Source organism: Rhodoferax sp. RT4P68 (genome assembly GCF_056521305.1).
The window spans coordinates 62,654-86,188 of record NZ_JBWMBB010000020.1 but is presented as its reverse complement, the minus strand read 5'-3'; the positions used below and the strand labels follow the sequence as shown (position 1 = coordinate 86,188).

At 67.2% G+C, this 23,535-nt stretch carries 23 protein-coding genes; 11 read left to right on the top strand and 12 right to left on the bottom strand.

Features of this window, described 5'->3' with window-relative positions; translation table 11 throughout:
• Positions 1 to 25 precede the first annotated feature (25 nt).
• On the bottom strand, positions 26 to 1,360 hold the full coding sequence (locus tag AC099J_RS29735; RefSeq protein WP_479618929.1) for an ABC transporter substrate-binding protein: 1,335 nt from the start codon (positions 1,358 to 1,360) through the stop codon (positions 26 to 28).
• 45 nt (positions 1,361 to 1,405) lie between these two features.
• Complete coding sequence (locus AC099J_RS29730; RefSeq protein WP_479618928.1) at positions 1,406 to 2,476, bottom strand: ABC transporter ATP-binding protein; 1,071 nt, start codon at positions 2,474 to 2,476, stop codon at positions 1,406 to 1,408.
• 188 nt (positions 2,477 to 2,664) lie between these two features.
• Here AC099J_RS29730 and AC099J_RS29725 point away from each other — a divergent pair, with 188 nt between their 5' ends.
• From AC099J_RS29725 to AC099J_RS29695, 7 genes are all read left to right on the top strand, one after another.
• The gene (locus tag AC099J_RS29725; RefSeq protein ID WP_479618927.1) at positions 2,665 to 3,450 is read left to right on the top strand and encodes a FadR/GntR family transcriptional regulator; all 786 of its coding nucleotides are present in this window, start codon (positions 2,665 to 2,667) and stop codon (positions 3,448 to 3,450) included.
• A gap of 43 nt (positions 3,451 to 3,493) precedes the next feature.
• Positions 3,494 to 4,510 carry a D-erythronate dehydrogenase gene (gene denD / locus AC099J_RS29720; RefSeq protein WP_479618926.1) on the top strand — a complete coding sequence of 339 codons (1,017 nt, stop codon included), beginning with the start codon at positions 3,494 to 3,496 and terminating at the stop codon, positions 4,508 to 4,510.
• Positions 4,507 to 6,396 carry an IlvD/Edd family dehydratase gene (locus tag AC099J_RS29715; RefSeq protein ID WP_479618925.1) on the top strand — a complete coding sequence of 630 codons (1,890 nt, stop codon included), beginning with the start codon at positions 4,507 to 4,509 and terminating at the stop codon, positions 6,394 to 6,396. The genes denD and AC099J_RS29715 overlap by 4 nt, the downstream gene beginning before the upstream one ends.
• 412 nt (positions 6,397 to 6,808) lie before the next feature.
• Complete coding sequence (locus AC099J_RS29710; protein WP_479618924.1) at positions 6,809 to 8,815, top strand: carboxypeptidase regulatory-like domain-containing protein; 2,007 nt, start codon at positions 6,809 to 6,811, stop codon at positions 8,813 to 8,815.
• Between the two features lie 112 nt (positions 8,816 to 8,927).
• Positions 8,928 to 9,353 carry a PaaI family thioesterase gene (locus tag AC099J_RS29705; RefSeq protein ID WP_479618923.1) on the top strand — a complete coding sequence of 142 codons (426 nt, stop codon included), beginning with the start codon at positions 8,928 to 8,930 and terminating at the stop codon, positions 9,351 to 9,353.
• Between the two features lie 108 nt (positions 9,354 to 9,461).
• Positions 9,462 to 10,496, top strand: a complete 1,035-nt coding sequence (locus AC099J_RS29700) for a VWA domain-containing protein (protein ID WP_479618922.1) — start codon at positions 9,462 to 9,464, stop codon at positions 10,494 to 10,496.
• A 160-nt stretch (positions 10,497 to 10,656) separates the two neighbouring features.
• Positions 10,657 to 11,793: an iron-containing alcohol dehydrogenase gene (locus tag AC099J_RS29695; protein ID WP_479618921.1), complete on the top strand. Its 1,137-nt coding sequence runs from the start codon at positions 10,657 to 10,659 to the stop codon at positions 11,791 to 11,793.
• A 33-nt stretch (positions 11,794 to 11,826) separates the two neighbouring features.
• On the opposite strand, the gene AC099J_RS29690 is transcribed toward AC099J_RS29695, so the two are convergent.
• Positions 11,827 to 12,147 (bottom strand): DUF6172 family protein, encoded by a 321-nt coding sequence (locus AC099J_RS29690; protein WP_479618920.1) that lies wholly within the window; start codon positions 12,145 to 12,147, stop codon positions 11,827 to 11,829.
• Between the two features lie 69 nt (positions 12,148 to 12,216).
• Between AC099J_RS29690 and AC099J_RS29685 the strand changes: the two genes are divergently transcribed.
• Positions 12,217 to 12,444 carry a hypothetical protein gene (locus AC099J_RS29685; RefSeq protein WP_479618919.1) on the top strand — a complete coding sequence of 76 codons (228 nt, stop codon included), beginning with the start codon at positions 12,217 to 12,219 and terminating at the stop codon, positions 12,442 to 12,444.
• A 48-nt stretch (positions 12,445 to 12,492) separates the two neighbouring features.
• Here the strand turns inward: AC099J_RS29685 and AC099J_RS29680 are convergent, their stop codons facing one another.
• The 4 genes from AC099J_RS29680 to AC099J_RS29665 form a co-directional block, all read right to left on the bottom strand.
• Positions 12,493 to 12,837 carry a DUF1653 domain-containing protein gene (locus tag AC099J_RS29680; protein WP_479618918.1) on the bottom strand — a complete coding sequence of 115 codons (345 nt, stop codon included), beginning with the start codon at positions 12,835 to 12,837 and terminating at the stop codon, positions 12,493 to 12,495.
• Between the two features lie 78 nt (positions 12,838 to 12,915).
• Positions 12,916 to 13,236, bottom strand: a complete 321-nt coding sequence (locus AC099J_RS29675) for a hypothetical protein (protein ID WP_479618917.1) — start codon at positions 13,234 to 13,236, stop codon at positions 12,916 to 12,918.
• Positions 13,237 to 13,391: 155 nt separating this feature from the next.
• A complete protein-coding gene (locus AC099J_RS29670) occupies positions 13,392 to 15,101 on the bottom strand; it encodes a long-chain fatty acid--CoA ligase (protein ID WP_479618916.1) in 1,710 nt (569 codons plus the stop codon).
• A 95-nt stretch (positions 15,102 to 15,196) separates the two neighbouring features.
• The gene (locus AC099J_RS29665) at positions 15,197 to 15,901 is read right to left on the bottom strand and encodes an ABC transporter ATP-binding protein (RefSeq protein WP_479618915.1); all 705 of its coding nucleotides are present in this window, start codon (positions 15,899 to 15,901) and stop codon (positions 15,197 to 15,199) included.
• 17 nt (positions 15,902 to 15,918) lie between these two features.
• Here AC099J_RS29665 and AC099J_RS29660 point away from each other — a divergent pair, with 17 nt between their 5' ends.
• A complete protein-coding gene (locus tag AC099J_RS29660) occupies positions 15,919 to 16,572 on the top strand; it encodes an arylesterase (protein WP_479618914.1) in 654 nt (217 codons plus the stop codon).
• A gap of 8 nt (positions 16,573 to 16,580) precedes the next feature.
• Positions 16,581 to 17,645 (top strand): tRNA 2-selenouridine(34) synthase MnmH, encoded by a 1,065-nt coding sequence (mnmH, locus tag AC099J_RS29655; RefSeq protein ID WP_479618913.1) that lies wholly within the window; start codon positions 16,581 to 16,583, stop codon positions 17,643 to 17,645.
• A 3-nt stretch (positions 17,646 to 17,648) separates the two neighbouring features.
• Here mnmH and AC099J_RS29650 read toward each other — a convergent pair whose 3' ends face one another.
• Together AC099J_RS29650 and AC099J_RS29645 are read right to left on the bottom strand one after the other, a co-directional pair.
• Complete coding sequence (locus AC099J_RS29650) at positions 17,649 to 17,840, bottom strand: hypothetical protein (protein ID WP_479618912.1); 192 nt, start codon at positions 17,838 to 17,840, stop codon at positions 17,649 to 17,651.
• A 101-nt stretch (positions 17,841 to 17,941) separates the two neighbouring features.
• Positions 17,942 to 19,159: a PLP-dependent transferase gene (locus AC099J_RS29645; RefSeq protein ID WP_479618911.1), complete on the bottom strand. Its 1,218-nt coding sequence runs from the start codon at positions 19,157 to 19,159 to the stop codon at positions 17,942 to 17,944.
• Positions 19,160 to 19,243: 84 nt separating this feature from the next.
• Between AC099J_RS29645 and AC099J_RS29640 the strand changes: the two genes are divergently transcribed.
• On the top strand, positions 19,244 to 20,401 hold the full coding sequence (locus tag AC099J_RS29640) for an epoxide hydrolase family protein (protein WP_479618910.1): 1,158 nt from the start codon (positions 19,244 to 19,246) through the stop codon (positions 20,399 to 20,401).
• A gap of 37 nt (positions 20,402 to 20,438) precedes the next feature.
• Here the strand turns inward: AC099J_RS29640 and AC099J_RS29635 are convergent, their stop codons facing one another.
• The 3 genes from AC099J_RS29635 to AC099J_RS29625 are packed head-to-tail and all read right to left on the bottom strand — an operon-like array spanning position 20,439 to position 23,517.
• Positions 20,439 to 20,963 (bottom strand): phosphoribosyltransferase, encoded by a 525-nt coding sequence (locus AC099J_RS29635; protein ID WP_479618909.1) that lies wholly within the window; start codon positions 20,961 to 20,963, stop codon positions 20,439 to 20,441.
• A gap of 38 nt (positions 20,964 to 21,001) precedes the next feature.
• On the bottom strand, positions 21,002 to 22,345 hold the full coding sequence (locus AC099J_RS29630; RefSeq protein ID WP_479618908.1) for an adenylosuccinate synthase: 1,344 nt from the start codon (positions 22,343 to 22,345) through the stop codon (positions 21,002 to 21,004).
• Positions 22,346 to 22,365: 20 nt separating this feature from the next.
• Entirely contained in the window at positions 22,366 to 23,517 is a 1,152-nt protein-coding gene (locus AC099J_RS29625; protein WP_479618907.1) for an ATP phosphoribosyltransferase regulatory subunit, read from the bottom strand.
• Positions 23,518 to 23,535 lie beyond the last annotated feature (18 nt).

Here is a 23,535-nt window from a genome sequence, read left to right as displayed (position 1 = left end):
CTGAAGAACTACAGCGTGTGGCCGGTCAAACCTTGTAGTAGCGCTCGGCGCGCTTCTGTGCGCGTTCGGCCGCTTCCTTCGGGCTGCGCGAACCGCTGGCGGCCTCGGCCACCATGTTGGCCACGATGAAGTCGGCGCCGGCACCGGCGGACGCGTAACCCAGCTTGCCCTCGTAGCCCGACGGCCGCATGTTCTTCACGCAGTCGCGGTACGGCGTGTGCTTGGGGTCCACCGTCCAGATCGCGCTGGATTCGTAGGCAGCCAGTGGCTGACCGATGTAGCCACCAGCCCCCGTCAGCCAGGCGTCGAACTGCTCGCGCTCCATCATGAAGCGCAGGAACTCCTTGGACGCGTTCGGGAACTTCGTGTACTTCATGATCATCTGGTTGAAGAACAGATGCGACTCCGTCGGCACGCCCACCGGCCCCACGGGGAAGGGTGCGTGCTGGATGTCGGCCGCCATCTCCTTGATCTTGGCATCGGCCGAGTTCTTCGCGGCGTAGTAGATCGAGATGCCGTTGTTGGTCACGCTGATCTGACCATCCAGAAAGGCCTTGTTGTTGTTCGGGTCGAGCCACGACAAGGTGCCCGGAATGCAGGTGGCGTACAGCTCCTTGGCGTACTCCAGAGCCTTGATGGTCTCGGGGCTGTCGATCACGACCTTGTTGGTCTTGTCGACCAGCTTGCCGCCGTGCGACCAGATGAGCCAGTTGGTCCACAGGGCGTCGCCAGTGGCGTTGCCCAACGCGTAGCCGCCGGGCGTGCCCTTCTCTTTCAGCGCCTTGTGCAGCGCGAGGAAGCCGGCCGTGTCCTTGGGGAAGGTGCTGAAGCCAGCAGCCTTCACCATGCTGTCGCGGTAGACGATCATCGAGCCGGACGCGCCCAGGCCCAGGCCGATCCAGCGCTTGCCGTCGGGCCGCAGGTACTGCTGCACGGCCGGGTACCAGCCGCCGTACTTCTTGCCCAGGTACTCGGCCAGATCGGTCACATCGAGCAACTTGTCGGGGTAGAGGTTCGCGTCATCGTTGGTGGACAGGATGATGTCCGGCCCGGCACCGGTGTTGGCCGCCACGGCCGCCTTGGGGCGCACGTCTTCCCAACCCTCGTTGTCCACCCGCACTTCGATGCCGGTGGTGTCGGTGAACTTCTTGACGTTGACCATGTAGGCGTCGATGTCACCCTGCACGAAACGGCTCCATCGCAACACGCGCAGCTTGGCGCCCTTCTCGGGCTTGAAGCTCATGGTCTGCGCGCCGGCCAGCGGCGCAAACACGATGCCCCCCGCGCCGATGGATGCCGCGGCCGCCGCACTGGCGGACCCCTTCAGAATGCTGCGCCGACGCTGTTGGAAATCACTCATCGTCAAGTCTCCTGTGGTGTCTGAACGGTGGGATCAGGGAAGGAATCAGGCCACCAGCCGTTCACCGGTGCCCGCGTCGAAAAGGTGTGCCCGCTGCAGATCGGGCTGCAGGTGGATGGTGCTGCCGGGCGCGAAGTCATAGCGCTCGCGGAACACGGCGGACAGCTCGGCGCCTTCGTGTCGGCAGGCGACGAAGGTGTCCATGCCGGTGGGCTCCAGCACCGCCACCGTGGCGGGAATGCCGGTGTCGCCCAGCGTCAGATGCTCGGGCCGCGTGCCGTACACGACGCTCTGCCCGTCCTGCCCCGCCGCGCCCTGCGGCATGCCCAGGCGCGTGCCGTCGTTCAGCTCAACCTCGGCAGCGCCGGCGCTGCGGCGCACCTTGCCGGGCAAGAAATTCATGGACGGCGAGCCGATGAAGCCGGCCACGAACTGGTTGGCCGGGCGGTCGTACAGCTCCAGCGGGTCGCCGGTCTGCTCGATGCGGCCGTCGCGCATGACGACGATCTTGTCGCCCATGGTCATGGCTTCGATCTGGTCGTGTGTGACGTAGACCGAGGTGGTCTTGAGCCGCTGGTGCAGCTCCTTGATCTCGCTGCGCATGGCCACGCGCAGCTTGGCGTCCAGGTTGGACAGCGGCTCGTCGAACAAAAACACCTGCGGGTCGCGCACGATGGCGCGGCCCATGGCCACGCGCTGGCGCTGGCCACCCGAGAGCTGGCGCGGGTACCGGTCGAGCAGCGGCACCAGGGCCAGGATCTCGGCGGCGCGCATGACCTTGGTGTCCATGACGGTCTTGTCGGTCTTGGCCAGTGCCAGCGAGAACGCCATGTTGTCGCGCACCGTCATGTGCGGGTACAGCGCGTAGTTCTGGAACACCATGGCGATGTCGCGCTCCTTCGGCGGCAGGTCGTTGACCCGCTTCTCGCCGATGCGGATCTCACCGCCGTTGATCTGCTCCAGCCCCGCAATCATGCGCAGCAGGGTGGACTTGCCACAGCCCGATGGGCCAACCAGCACGGTGAACGAACCGTCCTGGATGTCGATGTCCACGCCATGCAGGATGGGCACCTCGCCAAAGCTCTTCTTCACACCCTGAATCGTGACGCTCGCCATGCACTGGGCTCATTTCTGAAGTTGATGGACCGGACCGCAAGAGCCTGGGTACCTTGCGGCCCGCGCAGTATCGGCACTGTGCAAGCCCATCGCCATCAGGGAAATCCGGTAGTAGACAAGTCCTGGAATTTGTATGATGACCAGACTACCGTCCCGGCCAATCGTCCAGCGTTCGCGCCCCGCGTCCCGTGCTCCACCGCCCCGCCCTCGTCCCCCACCCGCCTGTTGCAGAACCCCTGCGCCAGGAGTCAGATCGGCTGTCGGACCGGCTGGCCCTGCGCCTGTCGCAGCAGATCGAATCGGGCGCACTACGCCCCGGCGACCGGCTGCCGACCGAGCAGCAGCTCGCCACCACACACGGCGTCTCGCGCACCGTGGTGCGCGAGGCGGTGCACCAGCTCAAGTCGCGCGCGCTGGTGGTCTCGCGCCAGGGCTCGGGCGTGTTCGTGGCCATGGCGCCGGTGCACCAGCCGTTGGCCTTCGACCCACGCGTGCTCGAATCGGTGCAGGCCGTGGTGCACGTGGTGGAGGTGCGCCGCGTGCTGGAGGGCGAGATCGCATCATTGGCCGCCGAGCGCGCCAGCCGCAGCCAGATTGCCGCGTTGCGCCGCGCGCTCAAAGCCATCGACACCGCCGTGGCCGAGGGCCGCGACGGCGTGGCCGAAGACCTGGCCTTTCACGCCCTGATCGGCGAGGCCTGCGGCAACCCACAGTTCCGCCTGCTGTTGGGTTTCCTCGCGCAGTACCTGCGCGAAGGCATGCGCATCACACGCGGCAACGAGGCGCGCCGCATCGACTTCATGTGCGCCGTGCAGCTGGAGCATCGCGCCATCGTCGAGGCCATCGCCGCGCGCGACCCGGTGGCGGCGCGAAGTTGCGCCACCGCCCATATCCTGCATGGCGAGCAGCGCCTGATCGAAGGCGGCGTCATCACCAAGCGCAAACGCCCCGGCAGGACGCGACCATCCATCTGATCCATCCTCAGCCACACTTCATCCCCTCACGAAAGGAACCGACATGAAACTCCTGATCACCGGCGGCGGCGGCTTCGTCGGCGCACGGCTGGCGCGCACGCTGCTCGCCCGCGGCACGCTCGATGGCCAACCCATCACCTCGGTCGTGCTCACCGACATCGCACCGCCCCCGGCCGACCTGCTGGCCGACGCGCGCGTGCAGGCCCGCACGGGTACCTTGCTGTCGCAGACGCCGGCCATCAGCGGCGAGGATTTCGATGGCGTGTTCCACCTGGCCTCGGCCGTGTCTGGCGAATGCGAGCTCGATTTCGAACTGGGCCTGCGCTCCAACCTGGACAGCACACGCGCGTTGCTGGACGCGCTGCGCGCCCGCGCGGCCGAAAGCGGCAAGGTGCCGCGCCTGGTGTTCTCCAGCTCGGTGGCGGTGTTCGGGCCGGACCCCTCGTTCCCCTGGCCCAAGCTGGTCGGCGACGACACGCTGCCGGCGCCGCAAACGTCCTACGGCACGCACAAGCTGATGTGCGAATACCTGATCGCCGACTACACGCGCAAGGGCTACCTGGACGGCCGCTGCGCACGCCTGATGACGGTGACGGTGCGCCCCGGCAAACCCAACGGCGCGGCTTCGTCGTTCTTCAGCGGCATCATTCGCGAGCCGCTGGCAGGCAGCGAATCGGTGTGCCCGGTGTCGCCCGATGTGACGCACCCGATGTCCTCGCCCTCGCAGACGGTGGCCGGCCTGATCGCCGTGTACGAGGCCTCGCGCGAGGCCTTCGTCGGCCGGCTGGCGCTGAACCTGCCGGGCCTGAATGTGCGCGTGGCCGACATGCTGGATGCGCTGGAGGAAGTGGCCGGCCCCAAGGTGCGCGCGCTGGTGCGTTTCGAGCGCGACGAGCGCGTCGCCGGCATCGTGGCCAACTGGCCGGGCGGCGCCACCGCCGTGCGTGCCGCTGGCCTGGGACTCAAGCCCTACACGCAGTTCGCCGACATCATTCGCGAGTACATCGACGACTGCCAGGCCGGCCCGAACGCCGCACAGACCTTGAAGGGGATGCAATGAGCAAGAAGAACGACACGATGAAGATGACCGCCAAGGCCGAGAAGGCCGCGAAGACCCCGAACGCGGCCAAGCCGGCGAAGACGTCGAAGGCCGCCAAGGCCCAGGTCGCGCCACGCCTGCGTTCGCAAGCCTGGTTCGACAACCCGTCGAACGCCGACATGACGGCGCTGTACCTCGAACGCACGATGAACTTCGGCCTGTCGTTCGACGAGCTGCAATCGGGCCGGCCCATCATCGGCATCGCGCAGACGGGCTCGGACATCGCGCCCTGCAACCGTCACCACATCGTGTTGGCCGAGCGTGTGAAAGAGGGCATCCGCGACGCGGGCGGCATCGCGTTCGAGTTTCCAATCCACCCGATCCAGGAGACCTGCAAGCGCCCCACTGCTTCACTGGACCGCAACCTGCAGTACCTCTCGCTGGTCGAGATTCTGTATGGCTACCCCATCGACGGCTGTGTGCTGACGACCGGCTGCGACAAGACGACGCCGGCGCAGATCATGGCTGCGGCCACGGTGGACATTCCGGCCATCGCGCTGAACTCCGGCCCCATGTTGAACGGCTGGTTCCAGGGCGAGCGCACGGGCTCAGGCACCATCGTCTGGAAGGCGCGTGAACTGATGGCGGCCGGCAAGATCGGCTACCCGGAGTTCCTGAAACTCGTGGCCTCTTCTGCACCATCGACCGGCCACTGCAACACCATGGGCACGGCCTCCACCATGAACTCGCTGGCCGAGGCGCTGGGCCTGATGCTGCCTGGGGGCGCTGCCATTCCGGCGCCCTACCGTGACCGGCAGGAGATGGCCTACCTGACGGGCAAGCGCATCGTGGAGATGGTGCGCGAAGACTTGAAGCCCTCCGACATCCTGACGCGTGCCGCCTTCGAAAACGCCATCGTGGTGAACTCGGCCATCGGCGGCTCGACCAATGCCCCGGTGCACCTGAACGCCATCGCCAAGCACATCGGCGTGCCGCTGGACAACGACGACTGGGAGAAGGTCGGCTACAAGGTTCCACTGATCGTGAACCTGCAGCCGGCCGGCAAGTACCTGGGCGAAGACTACTACCGTGCCGGCGGCCTGCCGGCCGTGGTGGCCGAGCTGGTGGCCAAAGGCAAGATCCAGACCGCCATGACGGTCAACGGCAAGACGCTGGCCGAGAACTGCGAAGGCCAGTTCAGCAGCGACCGCGATGTGATCCTGCCCTATGCCAAGCCGATGAAGAAGGACGCAGGCTTCCTGAACTTCAAGGGCAATCTGTTCGACTCGGCCATGATGAAGACCAGCGTGATCACGCCCGAATTTCGCGAGCGCTACCTGGAGAACCCGGCCGATCCGATGGCCTTCGAAGGCCCGGCCGTGGTGTTCGATGGGCCGGAGGACTACCACCACCGCATCGACGACCCCAAGGTCGGCATCTCTGCGCAGAGCGTGCTGTTCATGCGCGGCGTGGGGCCGGTGGGCTACCCCGGTGCGGCCGAGGTGGTCAACATGCGCGCGCCCAGCTACCTGCTCAAGCAGGGCGTGACGGCGCTGCCCTGCATCGGCGATGGCCGGCAGTCGGGCACGTCCGGTTCACCCTCGATCCTGAACGCATCGCCCGAGGCCGCGACCGGTGGCAACCTGGCGCTGCTCAAGACCGGCGACCGCGTGCGCATCGACCTCAAGAAGCGGCGTGCCGACATGCTGGTGGCCGATGATGAGTTGGCCCGCCGCCGCGCCGAACTCGAAGCCAGCGGCGGCTACCAGTTCCCGCCGAGCCAGACGCCGTGGCAGGAGATCCAGCGCGCTGTGGTGGGCGAGTTGTCAGAGGGCATGGTGCTCAAGCCGGCGGTCAAGTACCAGAAGATCCACGCCACCTTCGGCGTGCCGCGCGACAACCACTGAGCGCGGGCGGGTTCTGCCGTTCGATCTGGCCGATGCTTGCATTGTCAAAGCGGCCAGCCGGCTGAACCCGCGGCACGGGCTGTCCATCGACGGCCAGTTCGACGTCCACCGCGACATGGCCGGCCGCGCGCCGGTCAGCCGGATGCGGACGTGGGCCTTGTCGTCTCCTCATCACGACTGATGAGGAAGGGCGCGCACCGGCACCGCCGGCCCCAGGAGCGCGGCGACCCGAGGCCGTGGACTCATCAAATCAGGTGATGCGAACCGCCGCACCTCACACGCAGACTCGCGTCCGGCTGTCTTGCCATGACCACGATGAAGGGTGCACACCATGAACAACGATGTCTTTTCTGCGGCTCCCGCACGCTTCGGCGGCGCGGGTCGATTTCGCCCGCATCTGGCCTGCGCCGGCGTGCTGGCGCTGATGGTCGGCTGCGGCGGTGGCAGTGACGATACGAGTCCGGCAGCGCCGGCGCAACCGATGGCGACCACGCTGACAGGCACGGCCGCAACCGGTGCACCATTTGCTGGCGCGGCGCTGCAAGTGACCGACCGGTCCGGTACGACTGTGTGCGACACCGTCACGGATGCCCAGGGCGTGTTCCAGTGCACGTTGCCGGCCACCACCGTTCGGCCGCTGGTCCTGCGGGCAGTCAAGGACGACCAAGTGCTCTACAGTGCCACGGCCACCATGGGTGATGCGCGCGTCAACGTTACGCCGCTGACGCACATCATCGCGTCCAAGCTGGCGCCGAATGGCGACGCATCCGCCCTCGCCGCCGCCATCCAAGCCTCGCCGCAGACGGTGACTGCAGAGACACTTCAGGCACAGGCGACGGCCCTCATCGCTGCGCTGCAGCCGCTGCTCACCGCACTGGGCCTGACCATCGACCCGCTGGCGGGTCCGCTGGTGGCCGACGGCACTGGACAGGACAAACTGCTGGACGCGATCTCGGTGAGCGTTCGTCCCAACGGCACGGTCGCCAACATCGAACTGACCGTCAAAACGATCCCGTCCAGTGCCAGTGCCCCACCGGTCTCGCTCAAGTTCAGCAGCGCCGACGCCACCGTGCCGCCACTGCCCGCTTCGATCGGCGCGGCCCTTGCACCGGTACCGTCGCCCGCCCTGGTCGCCGACCTGTTTGCCCGGATGAACGCCTGCTATGCCTTGCCACTGACGCAACGCGTGCGCGCGGCAGACGACAACGTTTCGGCCGTTGGAGGCCCTGCCGACGTGATTGCAGCGGCCTGCCGCAGTCTCTTCGTGGACAACGACCCGGCGAACTTCGTTGCCAACATGGCAACCGTCGGTCGCAATGCCAACAACGGCGGAGCGTTCGCCAGCCTGTTCCGGTCCGGCGCCACCGGCCTCCAGTGGATCGCCGGCGACGTGGAATTCTTCCGCGCCAACGGCGACATGATCATCAGCCACAAGTGGATCGACCGATTCGGCAGCCAGGACTACGACCTGCTGGCTGCGCACGAAGTGGCTGGCGTGCTCAAACTCGTCGGCAACAGCAACACTTATGCCGTCACGATTCGCCCGTTCTCGGAGGACCGTGACCTGGTCAACACGCCAGCCTTCAGTTACTACACCACGGGCTACAACATCCAGATCGACAACCGCACCTCGAACGGCACACCGATTTTCAGCAAGGTGGTGGTGACCTCGCCGCTGGGCTTGACGCTGACGATGCTGCCCACGCCGGGACTCTCCTACCTTGTGATCGCCCCCGACGGCGTCACGCCGACCGGCTCGCCGGTGCTGCGACTGGCGGCGGCCTACCGGGACTTGGCACAGGCCGGCAACCCCCAAGAAAAGGAGAACCTCGTCTACACCACGCCTCAGTACACGCCCGGGCAGATCAGTGCGCTGGACAACAACGGTGTCTGGAGGCTCGAGTTTTTCCATACCAACACCGCTGTGGCCAATGTGGTGCAGCATTACCGCACCGTGCGTCGGGCCGAGACCCTCGGCGAGATTCGCACGGGGCGCGTGTTTGCCGAGCCAACGCCAACCGCGCGCGCTGAACTCATCGCTGACTCACAAGTGCCCGGCTTCGCGCAATTCGATGAGCCTGATGTTGCCTACATCGATACGGTCGCCGGTGGCGACGCCTGGACGGTTCCGACCGGAGCCCTGGCGCCAACCTCCGTCAGCATCTACGGCAGGGCCCCCTTTGGCAGCACCACCGCCGGCCAGAACGGGCTGCGCTTCAATGACTCTGCAGGCGTTGTCAGTTCAGCGCGCAAGGCCATCGTCTACTGCTCGCCCCAGACCTCGGCTGACATGCATTGCGATGCCGGTGGTCAGGGCCGCTATGCCGCGGGAACCACTGTGAACATGATTGAGCTGTGGGCTCGGAGCCCCAAGCAGGTCGAAGTCAGCAAGAAGATTGGACTGTTCAAGCTGCAGTGAAGCTTCAAGCCGCTCACACCACATTCAAGGGGGCGCAAGCCCCCTTTTTGTATTGCCGCCAAAGCGACAGCCGGCGCAACCACGCGGCCCCATTCGGTGCAAAGTCAGGCGCATGAACACACCCACCCCCGCACCCGACGCCATCAGCTACTTCGGCGTCGAAGTCCCCTTCATGGAACACATCGGCCTGCAGCCCCTGCTGATGGAAGAAGGCCTGTGCCGCACGCTGCTGGCGCTGCGGCCTCACCTGGTCAACAGCCGGGGCGACATCCACGGCGGCACGCTGATGAGCGCGTTCGACTTCACCCTGAGCGCCGCCGCGCGCTCGCACGACCCGCTGCGGCTGGGCGTGATCACGGTCGACATGTCGACGCACTTCTACGAGCCGGCGCGCAGCGACCTCACGGTGATCGGCCGCTGCACGCGGCGCGGCCGGTCGCTGGCGTTCACCGAGGGCGAGATCGTGGACGCTGGCGGCACCGTGGTGGCGGTGGCGCGCGCCGTCTTCAAGTTGGTCGTGCGCCAGCCGCCTGCCTGAGACAAAGCGCCGCTCGGCCATTGCAGCAAAGGCAGAACAAAGGGCCAGGGGACAGCAACCGGGCAAGCTTCTTGCGTCAATTCCTAGGGTTAACCCTGGGAGGATGCCATGTTGAGTCCGCTGCATTTCCTGTGGCCCCAGCTGCTCTGGCTGCTGTGGTCCATCCCCATGCTGGCGTTGGCCTACCTGGGCCTGCTGCGCAGGCGCCGCCAGCCCGTGCTGCGCTTTGCCAGCCTGTCCATCGTGCGCCAGGCCATGGCTCCCGGCCGGGCGTGGCGGCGCCACCTACCCCCTGCTCTGTTGCTGCTGGCGCTGATGGTGCTGCTGCTGGCCGCTGCCCGCCCGCAAGCCGTGCTGCCACTGCCGACCGACCAGGCCACTGTCGTGCTGGCCGTGGACGTGTCGCTGAGCATGGAGACCGACGACATCGCCCCCAGCCGGCTGCATGCCGCACGCGAGGCGGCCAAGGCCTTCGTGCGCCAACTGCCGACCGACGTGCGGGTGGGCATCGTCGGCTTTGCCGCCGCGGCCCATGTCGTGCAGCCGCCCACCCGCAGCCGCGAAGATCTGCTCGCCGCCATCGACCGGCTGCACCTGCAGCACGGCACGGCGGTGGGGAGCGGCATCGTCGTCGCGCTGTCCGAACTGTTTCCCGGGCTGGCGATCGACCTGATGGGGATGACCTACGGCAACGACCAGCGCCCGCGCATGCACCAGGTCGGGGCGTTCACACCGGTGCCACCCGGCTCGAACCGGTCGGCCGCGATCGTCCTGCTGACCGATGGCCGCAGCACCGCAGGCATGGATCCGCTCGAAGCCGCCGCGATGGCCGCCCAGCGCGGCGTGCGCATCCACGCTGTGGGGCTGGGCACGGTGGACACCGGCGCCCAGGAGTTGGACGGCTGGGCCGCCGCGATGCAGCTCGACGAGGCGGTGCTGAAGGAGATGACCACGTTGACGCGGGGCGAATACTTCCACGCGGGCAGCGCCCAGTCACTGGTGCAGGTGTACGAGCAGCTCGGCACGCGCATGCAGCTGGAGGTGCGCACGACCGAGCTGTCCGGCCCGCTGGCCCTGGGCGGGCTGTTGCTCATGCTGGCCGCGGCGCTGCTCTCGCTGTTGTGGTTGCAGCGGGTGGCTTGAACGCTGCACCAGAGGGCCAGGCAGGCTCGATTCGCTGCGCAGGCAGGGCGGTGATGGGTACTGCGGTCGCGGGGGCGACGCAGGCAGGGATGGCGCTATGCGCGCGATGGGTGGCATTTGATAGATTGCCTGTTCTTCCACGCCACCACACCCCCACCCCATGGCCTTGATCCAGTACCTCACCCAGATCCAGTTCGAGTTCGGCGCCATCCGCCTGTTGGCAGATGAATGCAAGCGCGTCGGCATCACCCGCCCGCTGATCGTGACCGACGCCGGCGTGCGCGCCGCCGGCATCCTGCAGAAGGCGCTGGACGCGCTGGGCGACCTGCCGGTGACGGTGTTCGACCAGACGCCGTCGAACCCGACCGAGGCGGCCGTGCGCGCGGCCGCAGCGCTCTACCACAGCGGCCGCAGCGACGGGCTGATCGCCGTGGGCGGCGGCTCTTCCATCGACTGCGCCAAGGGCGTGGCGATTGCCGCCACGCACGAAGGCCCGCTCAAGCACTACGCCACCATCGAAGGCGGCTCGCCGCGCATCACCGACAAGGTGGCGCCGCTGATCGCCGTGCCCACCACCAGCGGCACCGGCAGCGAGGTGGCGCGCGGCGCGATCGTCATCGTGGACGACCACCGCAAGCTGGGCTTTCACAGCTGGTCGCTCATGCCCAAGGCCGCCATCTGCGACCCGGAACTCACGCTGGGCCTGCCGCCCAGGCTGACGGCGGCCACCGGCATGGACGCCATCGCGCACTGCATGGAGACGTTCATGTCGGCCGCTTTCAACCCGCCGGCCGACGGGATTGCGCTGGACGGCCTGGAGCGGGCCTGGGCCCACATCGAGCGCGCCACCAAGGACGGCAGCGACCGCGAGGCGCGGTTGAACCTGATGAGCGCCTCGATGCAGGGCGCCATGGCGTTCCAGAAGGGCCTGGGCTGCGTGCACAGCCTGTCCCACAGCCTTGGGGGCGTGGACCCGCGCTTGCACCACGGCACGCTGAACGCGCTGTTCCTGCCGTGCGTGGTGGCCTTCAACGCGGGCGCCGAATCGGTGCAGAAAGACCAGCGGCTGCAGCGCATGGCCCAGGCCATGCGGCTGGACTCCGCTGGCGAGATTGGCGAGGCGATCCGCGACATGAACGCGCGCCTGGGCCTGCCCAAGGGTCTCGCCGAAGCCGGTGTCACGGCCGACCTGTTCGAACGCATCATCGACGGCGCCATGGCCGACCATTGCCACAAGACCAACCCGCGGCTGGCGTCTCGTGAGGATTACCTCGGGATGTTGGAAGGGTCGATGTAGCCCGCCCGGGCTGACGGGGCCAGTCGGAACAGATCAGTCTTCAGGCAAGTCCGCCGCCGGCTCGCCCACGGGGCGCGGCTGGCGCTTGCCGGGCTTGGCGAGGAGCTCGACATAGAACTGCTGGCCGCCGGCCTTCACGACACCATCGATCAGGCCATTGATGGCCGAGAGGTGGACGACTTCAGCCGCTTCTTCGGCGGTGCCGAACCTGCAATCGAAGTCCCAGAAGTCAGCCGCCTCGGGCAGGTCGCGCCGCCGCTCGCGCTTGATGTATTTGCGGATCTCGTGCTTGATCGCTTCGACCAGACGCTCGGGGTGCTTGCCCTCGACGTGGAGTTGAAAGGTTTTTCTCATGGGTGATCGTACAGCCGCCGCCGCAGCGTTCTGTACAGTCGGTCTCCTCAACCACTACCGGTGAACGACATGGCGCGCGGAAACGACTGGGCAGCCAAGTTGATGGCATTGATCAACGGGGGCAACGCGAGCGCTGCGATTGCGCAGATCAAGGTGGCGCCCTCGCTCAAGGACTTGCAGGCGCTGCAGACCATCATGACGATGTCGAAAATGCAGGGCCGCTATCCGCGCGTGGATGCGGCGATCGCGGACAACCTGAACCTGCTGGCAGCGCCCCGGCTGCATCGCTCGCCCTGAGCGTAGCTCCCCGAAATTTGATCGCGGACAGTTTTCGACTCTGACCGCTCAGCCCTTGCGCGCAGCCCTCGCCGCGCTGATGGTGGCCTGGCGTGCCGCACGGTCACCGCGCTGCTCGGCTGCCACTTCTTCGGCAGTCACGGGCGTGAAGCGGCTGGCCCATTCGTGCAGCGGGCGCGTCCAGCGGCCGGCCTCGAACGGCCAGACGTGGTCGTACAGCACCACATCGCTGCCATCGCGTGAATCGCGGGCCATGCCGACGACCCGGTAGAGGCCGCCATCGGCGTGGCGGTAGGTGCCAAGGGGCGGTGCACCAGGCACCATCGGTGTCGCGTGTTCAGGCTGCGCCGGGTCGAAGGTGTGCAGTATGGGGGTGGGGGCGTTGGAGTGCATGGGCTCGCTTGTACCAAACGGTGCGCTGCTTCACGCGGGCAGCGCACCGCATCACACGCTGCCCCCATGCAGAACCGCTCAGGCGACCTTGGCGACGTCCTCGTTTTCGACCGTGGCGTCCTCGGGCTCGGTCTGCTCGTCGAAGTCTGCGGCTTCGCTCTCTTCGCCTTCTTCGTCTTCGTAGCGGTCCACGCTGCCCAGCGGCTGCACGGCCAGTGCGTTGATCAAGTGCTCACGGAACTCGGCCAGCTTGCGGGCGGCCTTGGCAATGTCCTTGGAGTCTTCGTCGGCCACTTTGCTGACAAGCAGCTTGGGCTCGGAATCCAGGATCTCGGCGATGAAGCCATCGGCGAGGTCGGCGGCGGCAAGGATCTGGGCGGGGGTAGGCGTGTGCGACATGGCGAAGTCCATCAGGTTGGTTGTGGAGCCCCATGTTCAACGCGCGATGTGACAGCGGCATCACAGCGCCACTGCGCCTGGCTCGCGCTGCGGCGCAAGACGTGCACCCCGCAGCGCCGGCAATGACTGCGGCGGCCGCAGCCCTCGGCAAATGCTCAGGTGGCGCTGGCCACGCGCTCTTCGGCCTCTTGCAGCAGCCGCCACATGACTTTGCCGCTGCCGCTCTTGGGCAATGCGTCGGCGAACTGCACCTGGCGTGGCACCTTGTAGGTCGCCATGTTCTCGCGGCACCAGGCGATGATGGATTCCGGCGTGGTGTCCAGGTGCGTGGGCCGCAACACGATGACGGCCTTGACGGACTCGCCACGGTAGGCGTCGCGCGTGGCGATGATGCAGGCCTCCTGGATGGCCGGGTGCCGGTACATCAGCAGTTCCACCTCGGCCGGCCAGACCTTGAAGCCGCTGGCGTTGATCATGCGCTTCAAGCGGTCGGTGATGAAGAAGAAGCCCTCCTCGTCCATGCGCCCCATGTCGCCGGAACGGAAGAAGCGCTGGCCCTCGAACTCGACGAAGGCCGCCTCCGTGGCGTCGGGCCGCTTCCAGTAGCCTTCGAACACCTGCGGACCCCGGATGATGATCTCGCCCGATTCGCCGACCGGCAATTCGCGCAGCGTCTCGGGGTCGACGACGCGCGCATCCACGCCCATGAAGGGCATGCCCAGGCATTGCTGCTTGGCGTGGTCCGGCGGGTTGCTGTGTGAGGGGGCGGCGGTCTCGGTCAGGCCGTAGCCTTCCTGGTAGACCAGGCCATAGTGCTCCAGCAATCGCTGCGCCACGGCCTGCGGCATGGCCGCGCCGCCACCGCCGATGTAGACCAGGCTGGACAGGTCGTACTCGGCAAAGCGCGGGCTGGCCATCAGGTCGATGACCATGGTGGGGATGTTGGTCCAGCTGGTGACGCGGCGCGTGGAGATCAGGTGGCCTGCGACGTCGCGGTCCCAGCGCGGCATGATGACCAGGCAGGCCGCGCTAAGCAGGGCCGTGTGCAACATGCTGACGATGCCGGTGATGTGGAACATGGGGACGACAGCGAGCACCACGCTCTCGGAGCTGGTGCAGCCCCACAGCTGCCCGGCCACGGCGTTGTGCATCAGCGTGGCGTGCGGATGGATGCAGCCCTTGGGCATGCCGGTGGTGCCGCTGGTGTAGGGCAACAGCGCCATGTCGCGCGCGCCCACCACGTGGGCCGGGGCCGGGTGGCCGGCGGCCAGCAGGTCAGCCCAGGCGTGCACGGCGCCGCTGTCCAGCACGGGCAACGCATGTCGCGTCAGCAGCCACTCATGCCAGGCCGGCGCCATGGCCGGCGTCGCGGCAGCCGCTGGGTCGAAGGCATCGGTGAACTGCGTGACGACGAGGTGCGCCAGCTGCTGCGCTGCGGGCAGCGCGTTGCTGGCCTTGGCCATCTCGCCGGCCAGGTCGCCGGTGGTGATGGCGACGCGGGCATCGGAGTCGCTCAGGTAATGCTTCAGCTCCTCGGCCCGGTTCATCGGGTTGACCGGCACGACGACAGCGTTGGCACGCAGGATGGCGAAGTGCGCGACCACCAGCTGCGGACTGTTCTGCATGTTCAGCACCACGCGGTCGCCGCGTTGCACGCCCAGCGCGTGCAACGCACCGGCCAGGGCGTCGACCTGGGCCAGCAGCTCGCGGTAGGGCGTCACACGGTCGAAAAACACCATCGCCGGGCGGTCCGGGTAGCGCGCTGCGGCCGTCGCCAGGTTGTGCCACAGCGAGGTGGCCGGCACGGTGATCGAATGCGGCAGGCGCTTGGGCCAAAACGCGAAATGCGGGCGATCCACGGACATGCGAGAGCCTTCGAAAAAAGGAACGAGCGTACGTCGGCATCGCGGCGCACTGCATGGGGAAAGCCCGGGCGCGGGCCATCCGGCAGCGCGTCGCCTCAGGCCACGGCGGGGGCTGCAGGCGCGGCGATGCGCCCGGCTTCGATGGTGATGCGGCGTTCGCACTGCGCGGCGATGGCGCGGTCATGCGTGACCAGCACCAGCGTCGTGCCCTGCTCGCGGTTGAGCTCGAACATCAGCTCCATGACCTTCTCGCCGGTGGCGAAGTCCAGACTGCCGGTGGGCTCGTCGGCAAGCAGTACGGCCGGCTGCACGACAAAGGCGCGTGCCAGCGCCACGCGCTGCTGCTCGCCACCGGAGAGCACCTTGGGGTAGTGCGACAGGCGCGCGGACAAGCCCACGCGCGCCAGCATGTCGCTGGCGGCGCTGCGCGCATCACGGCGGCCAGCCAGCTCCAGCGGCAGCATCACGTTCTCCAGCGCGGTGAGGTTGCCCATCAGCTGGAAGCTCTGGAACACGAACCCGACCTTCTGCGCGCGCAGGGCGGCGCGCTGGTCTTCGTCGATGGCGAACAGGTCTTGGCCAGCGATGCGCACGGTGCCGGTGGTCGGCGTGTCCAGCCCCGCGATGATGGACAGCAAGGTGCTCTTGCCCGAGCCTGACGCCCCCACGATGGCGGCGGTTTCCTTGGGCGCCAGGGTGAAATCGATATCGCGCAGAATGTCGAGAGTGCCCGTGGAGTCGGTGACGGACTTGAACACGTGTTCGACGGCCACAAGCGCGGCACCGGGGGGATTGGACATTGAAAGGCTTCTTGGTTTTGAAACGACGACACTTTATCGCGGCCCTCTACATCCCCTTGGCGGCCGGGCCATCCTGGGCCCAGACGCCGCCGGCCAGCGATCCGGCAACCGCCCGCTTTCGCATTCTGGTCGTCGGTGATTCCCTCTCGGCCGAATACGGCCTGCGCCGCGGCGCGGGCTGGGTCTCGCTGCTGGAGCAGCGGCTGGCCCAGGACGACATCTCGGCCCACGTGCGCAATGCCAGCATCAGCGGCGACACCACCTCGGGCGGCCGGGCGCGGCTGGCCGCGCTGCTCAAGAGCTACAAGCCCACGCATGTGGTGGTGGAGCTGGGCGGCAACGATGCGCTGCGGGGCCTGCCCCTGCAGGGCACTACCGACAACTTGCGCGAGATGACGCGCGCTGCGCAGGACGCAGGCGCCAAGGTCTTGCTCGTCGGCATGCAGGTGCCGCCCAACTACGGCGGCGACTATGGCCGCCAGTTCGCGCAGCTGTTTGCGCAGGTGGCTGCAGAGCGCAAGGCAGGCCTGGTGCCGTTCCTGCTGAAGGGCGTGGCCGACCGGCCCGACGCTGCGACGCTGTTCCAGTCCGACCGCATCCACCCGCGCGAGGAAGCGCAGGCCGCCATGCTCGCCAACGTCTGGCCCGAGTTGCGCAAGCAGCTGCGCTGAGAAGGCGCATGACCATCGAGAGGATGGAAGCCGCCGAGGTACTGGTGCGGCTGCGTGATTTCTCGGCCGTGATCGACGCGCGCAGCGAGGACGAATTCGCGCTCGACCACCTGCCCGGCGCGCAGAACTGGCCCACGCTGCGCAACGAGGAGCGGCGCATCGTCGGCACCACCTACAAACAGATCAGCGCGTTCGAAGCACGCAAGCGCGGCGCGGCCATGGCCGCGCGCAACATCTCCGACCACATCGACCGCCATGTGCTTGACTTGTCCAAGGACTGGCAGCCGCTGGTCTACTGCTGGCGCGGCGGCAAGCGCAGCGGTGCGCTGGCGCTGATTCTGGACCAGATCGGTTTCCAGGTGACGCTGGTCGAAGGTGGCTACAAAGCGTTCCGCAATGCCGTGGTCACCGACATCCCCCGGCTGGTTGCCCCGCTGGCGTTGCGGGTCGTGTGCGGCAACACCGGCACCGGCAAGACGCGGCTGCTGCAGGCGCTGGCGGCCGAGGGTGCGCAGGTGCTGGACCTGGAGGCGCTGGCCTGCCATCGGGCTTCGGTGCTGGGCGCCATTCCGGACGTGCCGCAGCCGAGTCAAAAGCACTTCGAGACGCGCATCTGGGAGCACCTGCGGCGCTTCGACCCGGCCCGGCCGGTGTTCGTGGAGAGCGAGAGCAAGAAGGTGGGCAATGTCGCGGTCCCCGAGGCCCTGATCCAGGCGATGCGGTCAGCGCCCTGCGTGCGGCTGGAGCTGGCGGACGACGAGCGCGTGGCGCTGTTGCTGGAGGACTATGCGTTCCTGTTGCACGACAAGCCGTTTCTGTGTGGCCGTCTGGACGCGCTGCACGCCGTGCGAGGCCGGGTGGCAGTGCAGGCGTGGAAGGAACTGGTGTTGGCCGGGCGCTTCGAGGAGTTGGTGCGCGGGCTGCTGCGAGAGCACTACGACCCGGGCTACCTGCAATCCATCCGGCGTAGTTTCAGCCAGTATGAACACGCGGAGACGGTCGAGGCGCGGGACCGCTCAGAGGCTGCAATGCTGGAAGTGGCGCGCCGCATCATGGCCAGCGGCGCGGCCTGACGGTCAGGCCGAGGGCGGCGGCGGCGCGGCACCCTGGCCGGCATTCTCGGGGTTGCCGTCGTCCGTGGCGCCGTTCTCGCTCTCGCCCGGGCCCAGGTGTTTGCGGTCGGACTTGGCTCTGAGCTTGTCTTCCTTCTTACGCTTCTTCGCCAATTCCTTTTGACGCTTCTCGTATCCGTAGTTCGGTGTAGCCAATGTCGTGCTCTCTCAATTAGTGGTGCACCACTCTAACAGTTTGGCAAGGGAATCCGCAGGGGTGAATACGGATGCAAATAGGGTGGGATTTGTACACCGCGTTACCCGAACGCGTGGACCAGCGCCTGCTCCAGATCGGCACGCAGGTCAGCCACATCTTCCAGCCCCACGGAGAAGCGCACGAGCGTGCCGCGCGCCAGATGGGGAGGCCAGACGGCCCGCATGCTCTGCAGCGTGTAGGGCACGACCAGGCTCATGGGCCCGCCCCAGCTGTAGCCCAGCTTGAACAGCCGTAAGGCATCGCAGAACGCGTCGACCCTGGCGCCGTCGTGGCGAGCATCGACCATCACGCTGAACAGGCCCGCGGCAGACCCGGGCTGGCCAGTCTCACCGGGGTCGCACAGCGCGGCCCAGTGGGCATGGCCGGGTGCACCGGGCAGCGCAGGGTGCAGCACCTGGGCGAACTCGGGCCGGCCCTGACACCACGACGCAAGCGCCCTGGCCGAGGCATCGTGCGCCTGGTAACGCAGGGCGATGCTGGGCAGCGAGCGCAGTACGGTTTCGGCGTCGTTGGCACCCACGCCAAAACCCAGGCGCATGTGGGTCAGCTTCAGCTTCAGGTGCAGCGCCGCATCGCGCGTGATGACGCTGCCCATCAGCACATCGCCGCCGCCGCTGGGGTACTTGGTCAGCGCATGGACGGAAATGTCAACGCCCAGCGGTGCCTGGACCGTGCCGAGGTCAAAGGCATTGAAGGCCAGGCCGGCACCCCAGGTGTTGTCCAGCGCGCAGGTGACGCCACTGGCGCGGCAGATGCGCACCATCTCGGGCAGGTCGGGAAACTCCATCGTGACAGAGCCTGGTGCCTCCAGCCACACCAGGCGCGTGCGCGGCCCGATCTTGGCGGCCAGGTCCGCAGGGTCCATGGGGTCGTAGATGCGATGGGCAATGCCCCATGCATCGAGCTCGCCTTGGGCCAGTGTCTTGTTCGGGCCGTAGGCGTTGTCAGGCAGCAGCATCTCGTCGCCGGTGGCCAGCAGCGCCAACGAGACGTTGGCAATGGCCGCCAGCCCGCTGGGCAGCAGCAGGCATTGCAGGCCGCCCTCCAGCGCGCACAGGCGCTCTTCGAGGATGAAGGTGGTGGGCGTGCCGTGCAGTCCGTAGGTGTAGCCGGATTTGTCTTTCCACTCGCGGCGGCGCATGGCAGCGACGTTCGGAAAGATCACAGTCGAGGCCTTGAAGACGCCGGGCTGTGGCGCACTGAACGCGGCGGGCGGCGTGTAGGGGTGGTGGATGAGGTCGGTGGTCGGCGTGCGCATGGCGGCATGGTAGCGGTGCGCCGAATCGCGAGCTCGGGGTTTGCCGGCTTCGCCACCCGCCCGCCGCGCGATAGATTGCCACCCATGACCCCACAACCGTTCACGCTGCACACCGCTGATGCCGCACTGGTCGACTTGCATGCCCGGCTGGATCTGGCGCGCTGGCCCGATCAGGCGCCCGGCGCGCCGTGGGCTTACGGCACAGACCTGGCCTGGATGCAGTCGCTGGCGCGCTATTGGCGCCATGGCTTCGACTGGCGAGCGCAGGAGCGCCGCCTCAACGCGTTCCCACAGTTCACGGTGCCCTTGCACGGCATCACGCTGCACTACCTGCATGTGCAGGGCCAGGGCCCGACGCCGATGCCGCTGCTGCTCTCGCACGGCTGGCCGGGCTCGGTGTTCGAGTTCACCGAGCTGATGCCGCGCCTGACCGACCCGGCCCGCTTCGGCGGTGACCCGGCCGATGCGTTCACCGTGGTGGCGCCCAGCCTGCCAGGCTATGGCTTGTCGTTCAGTCCGGGCCAACCGCGTTTCTCGGTCGAGCAGATGGCCGATGCTTTCGCTGAGCTGATGGCAGGCACCCTGGGCTACCCTCGTTTTGCCACCCAGGGTGGGGATTGGGGCGCCTCGATCTCGGCACGACTGGGCCTGGCCCATGCCGACAAGACGGTGGGCGTGCACCTGAACATGTTGCCGATACGGCGCGACCTGGCTGAGTTGGGCAACAGCGCGGCGGAGCAGCAGTACCGGCAGGAACTGCAGCACTGGCTGCGTGAAGAGACCGGCTACAGCACGATCCAGGGCACGCGGCCGCAGACCTTGGCGTACGCACTCAGCGATTCGCCGATCGGACTGGCCGCGTGGATGGCCGAGAAGATGCGGGCGTGGTCGGACTGTGGCGGCGATGTCGACACAGTGTTCAGCCACGACGAGATCCTGGCCCATGTATCGCTGTACTGGTTCACGGGCGCCATCGGGTCATCGTTCTGGCCGTACTACGCGCGGCTGCATGCAGACGAGTGGCCGATTCCGGCGGGCGCGACGGTTGACGTGCCAATGGGGTATGCGGAATTTCCGCACGAGATCCTGCGCCCGCCACGGTGCGTGGCCGAACGCACGTTCAGCGACATCCGCCGCTGGAGCGTGATGCCGCGGGGCGGACATTTCGCCGCGATGGAGCAACCCGAGCAGCTTGCGCAGGAGATCCGCGCGTTCTACCGGCCGCTGCGCGCCGCCTTCTGATGCACTGGACGCGGCGCTTGCGCGCGGCCTCTGCGCTTCAGACTTTCCACTTCTCGAGCAACTGCTCCGGCCCCATGCCGTCGTAGCCTTCGAAGGGCTGGTGGATCCAGGGATTCGTAGGCAGGAACTCGACCGAGTAGTCGGCCGTGAAGGTGGAGACGCCCTTGGTCCACAGCACGGCGCTGCGCAATTCGGTGATGGGCGCGTAACTGGTCTTGAGCAACTGGATGACAGCCTTCAGTGTGTGGCCGCTGTCGGCCAGGTCGTCGACCAGCAGTACCTTGCCGGCGATCTCGCCCTTGGGCGTGGTGATGAAGCGCGCGATGTCCAGGTTGCCCTGCCGCGTGCCGGCCTCTGCGCGGTACGAGCTGGTGGACATGATCGCCAGCGGCTTGTCGAAGATGCGCGAGAGGATGTCGCCGGGCCGCATGCCGCCACGCGCCAGGCACAGGATGTTGTCGAACTCCCACCCCGACTGGTGCACCTTGATCGCCAGCTTCTCGATCAGGTTGTGGTATTCGTCATAGCTGACGTACAGGTGTTTGCCATCTTCGGTCAACATGGGCGTGGTTCCTCTGGGTGGCTTGCGTGAAGACGGATTCAGGCGGGCTGGTACGGGTGCTGCATCATGATCGTGTGGTCACGATCCGGGCTGGTGGAGACCATCGCGATCGGCACGCCGGTGGTCTCCTCGATGCGCTGCAGATAGCGCCGGGCCGCGGCCGGCAAGTCGTCGTAGACCGTGACGCCCACGGTGGAATCGCTCCAGCCAGGCAGGGTTTCGTAGATCGGTTCGCAGCGCGCGATGTCGTCCGCTCCCATCGGCAGGATGTCGATGGTCTCGCCATCCAGTTGGTAGCCGGTGCACAGCTTGAGTTCAGCCAGGCCATCCAGCACATCGAGCTTGGTGATGCACAGGCCCGTCAGGCCGTTGACCTGGGCCGAGCGCTTGAGCAGCGCGGCGTCGAACCAGCCGCAGCGGCGTGAACGGCCAGTGGTCACACCCTTCTCGGCGCCCACGGTGCTCATGTGGTAGCCCGGCGTGCCGGGCTTTTCCCACTCGAGCTCGGTGGGGAACGGCCCGCCGCCCACGCGCGTGCAGTAGGCCTTGGTGATGCCCAGGATGTAGTGCAGCATGCCCGGGCCGACGCCCGCGCCAGCGGCCGCGTTACCGGCCACGCAGTTGCTGGACGTGACATAGGGGTAGGTGCCGTGGTCCACGTCGAGCAAGGTGCCTTGGGCGCCTTCGAACAGCAGGTTGGCGCCGGCCCGGTGCGCATCGTTCAGCTCGCGCGAAACGTCGGCCATCATCGGGCGCAGCAGCTCGGCATGGCGCATGGACTCGGCGTAGACAGTGTCGTAGTCGACCGGCAGGGCGTGCAGGAATTCGGTCAGCACGAAGTTGTGCAGCGTGAGCAGCTCGCGCAATTTGGTGGCAAAGCGCTCGGGGTACTTGAGGTCCTGCACGCGCAGCGCGCGGCGGGCGATCTTGTCTTCGTAGGCTGGGCCGATGCCGCGGCCTGTCGTGCCGATCTTCTCGATGCCGACCTTCTCGCGGGCGGCCTCGCGCGCGACGTCGATGGCGGCGTGGAACGGGAGGATCAGCGGGCAAGCTTCGCTGATGCGCAGACGCGAGCGCACTTCGACGCCGGCCTTTTCCAGGCCCTCGATTTCCTCGAACAGCTTGGCGGCCGACAGCACCACGCCGTTGCCGATGTAGCACTTGACGCCGGGCCGCATGATGCCGCTGGGGATGAGGTGAAGCGCGGTCTTGACACCGTTGATGACCAGCGTGTGGCCAGCGTTGTGTCCGCCCTGAAAGCGCACCACGCCTTGCGCACTTTCGGTCAGCCAGTCGACCAGCTTGCCTTTGCCTTCGTCACCCCATTGGGTGCCGACCACGACCACGTTGCGGCCAGAGGCCGGCAGTTTGCCTGTCTTCATAATTCGAAACGCTCGGTTGTTCAGATGACTTGTACGACCCATTGGCCAGCGGCTTGGGTCAGCACACGGTCGCAATGGAATTCATCGATCTCGCTCTCGTGGCCCGGCAACACGCACACCACGGTGTCACCGCCCTGGCGCAGTGCAGCGATGGCTGCACGCAGGCTCTCGCCTTCGCCCCATGGCGCGCGGATGGCCGCGCGCAGCGGCCGGGGAGAGACCGCGCCCACCAGCTGCTTGATGTCCAGACTGAAACCGACCGCCGGCCGGTTGCGGCCGAACACTGCGCCCACCTCGTCGTACCGGCCGCCGCGCGCGAGCGCATCGCCAGCCTGCTCCGCATAGACGGCGAAGCGCATGCCGCTGTAGTAGGCATAGCCGCGCAGATCCGCCAGATCGAAGCTCAGCCGTGCGCGATCGCCCAGCAAACGCGCCAGTTGCCGCAGTTCGGCAATCGCCTGGCGCACGGCAGGCTTGGCGGGCAAGCGGCGCTCCGCTTCGTCCAGCACGTGGATGTCGCCGTACAACCCCGGCAGTGCCAGCAGCGCGGCACGGTCGGCCGCCGGCATGCCGAGCGTCAGCGCTGCCAGTTCGCCTGCGTCCTTCGTCGTCAGCGCCGCGTGGATGCGCCCCAGGAGGGGCGCGGGCAACGCCGCATCATCCAGCAGCGCATCCACGATCCGCGCGTCGCCGAGGTCCACACTGAGGTCGCCAGCCCGCACGGTGGTCAGGCAGTCGAGCGCCAGGTGCAGGATCTCGACATCCGCCTCCAGGCCGGCGTGGCCGTAGATCTCGGCGCCGAACTGCAGCGGTTCACGCGTGGCATGCGCACGATCTGGCCGTGTATGCGCAACCGGACCGCAGTAGCACAGACGCGTCAGGCCCTGGCGATTGAGCAGGTGGGCGTCGATGCGTGCGACCTGAGGTGTGGTGTCAGCGCGCAGACCCAGCATGCGGCCGGACAGTTGGTCCACGAGCTTGAAGGTCTGCAGATCGAGCGCCTCGCCAGTGCCCGTCAGCAGCGACTCGAGATGCTCCAGCAGCGGCGGCATGACCAGCTCATAGCCGTAGCTACGTGCGGTGTCCAGCAATTCGCGGCGTAGCTCTTCGATGTGCCGGGCCTCGGATGGCAGGACATCGGCGATGTGATCCGGCAGGACCCAAGCGGACATGAGAAATGGGGACGCTGT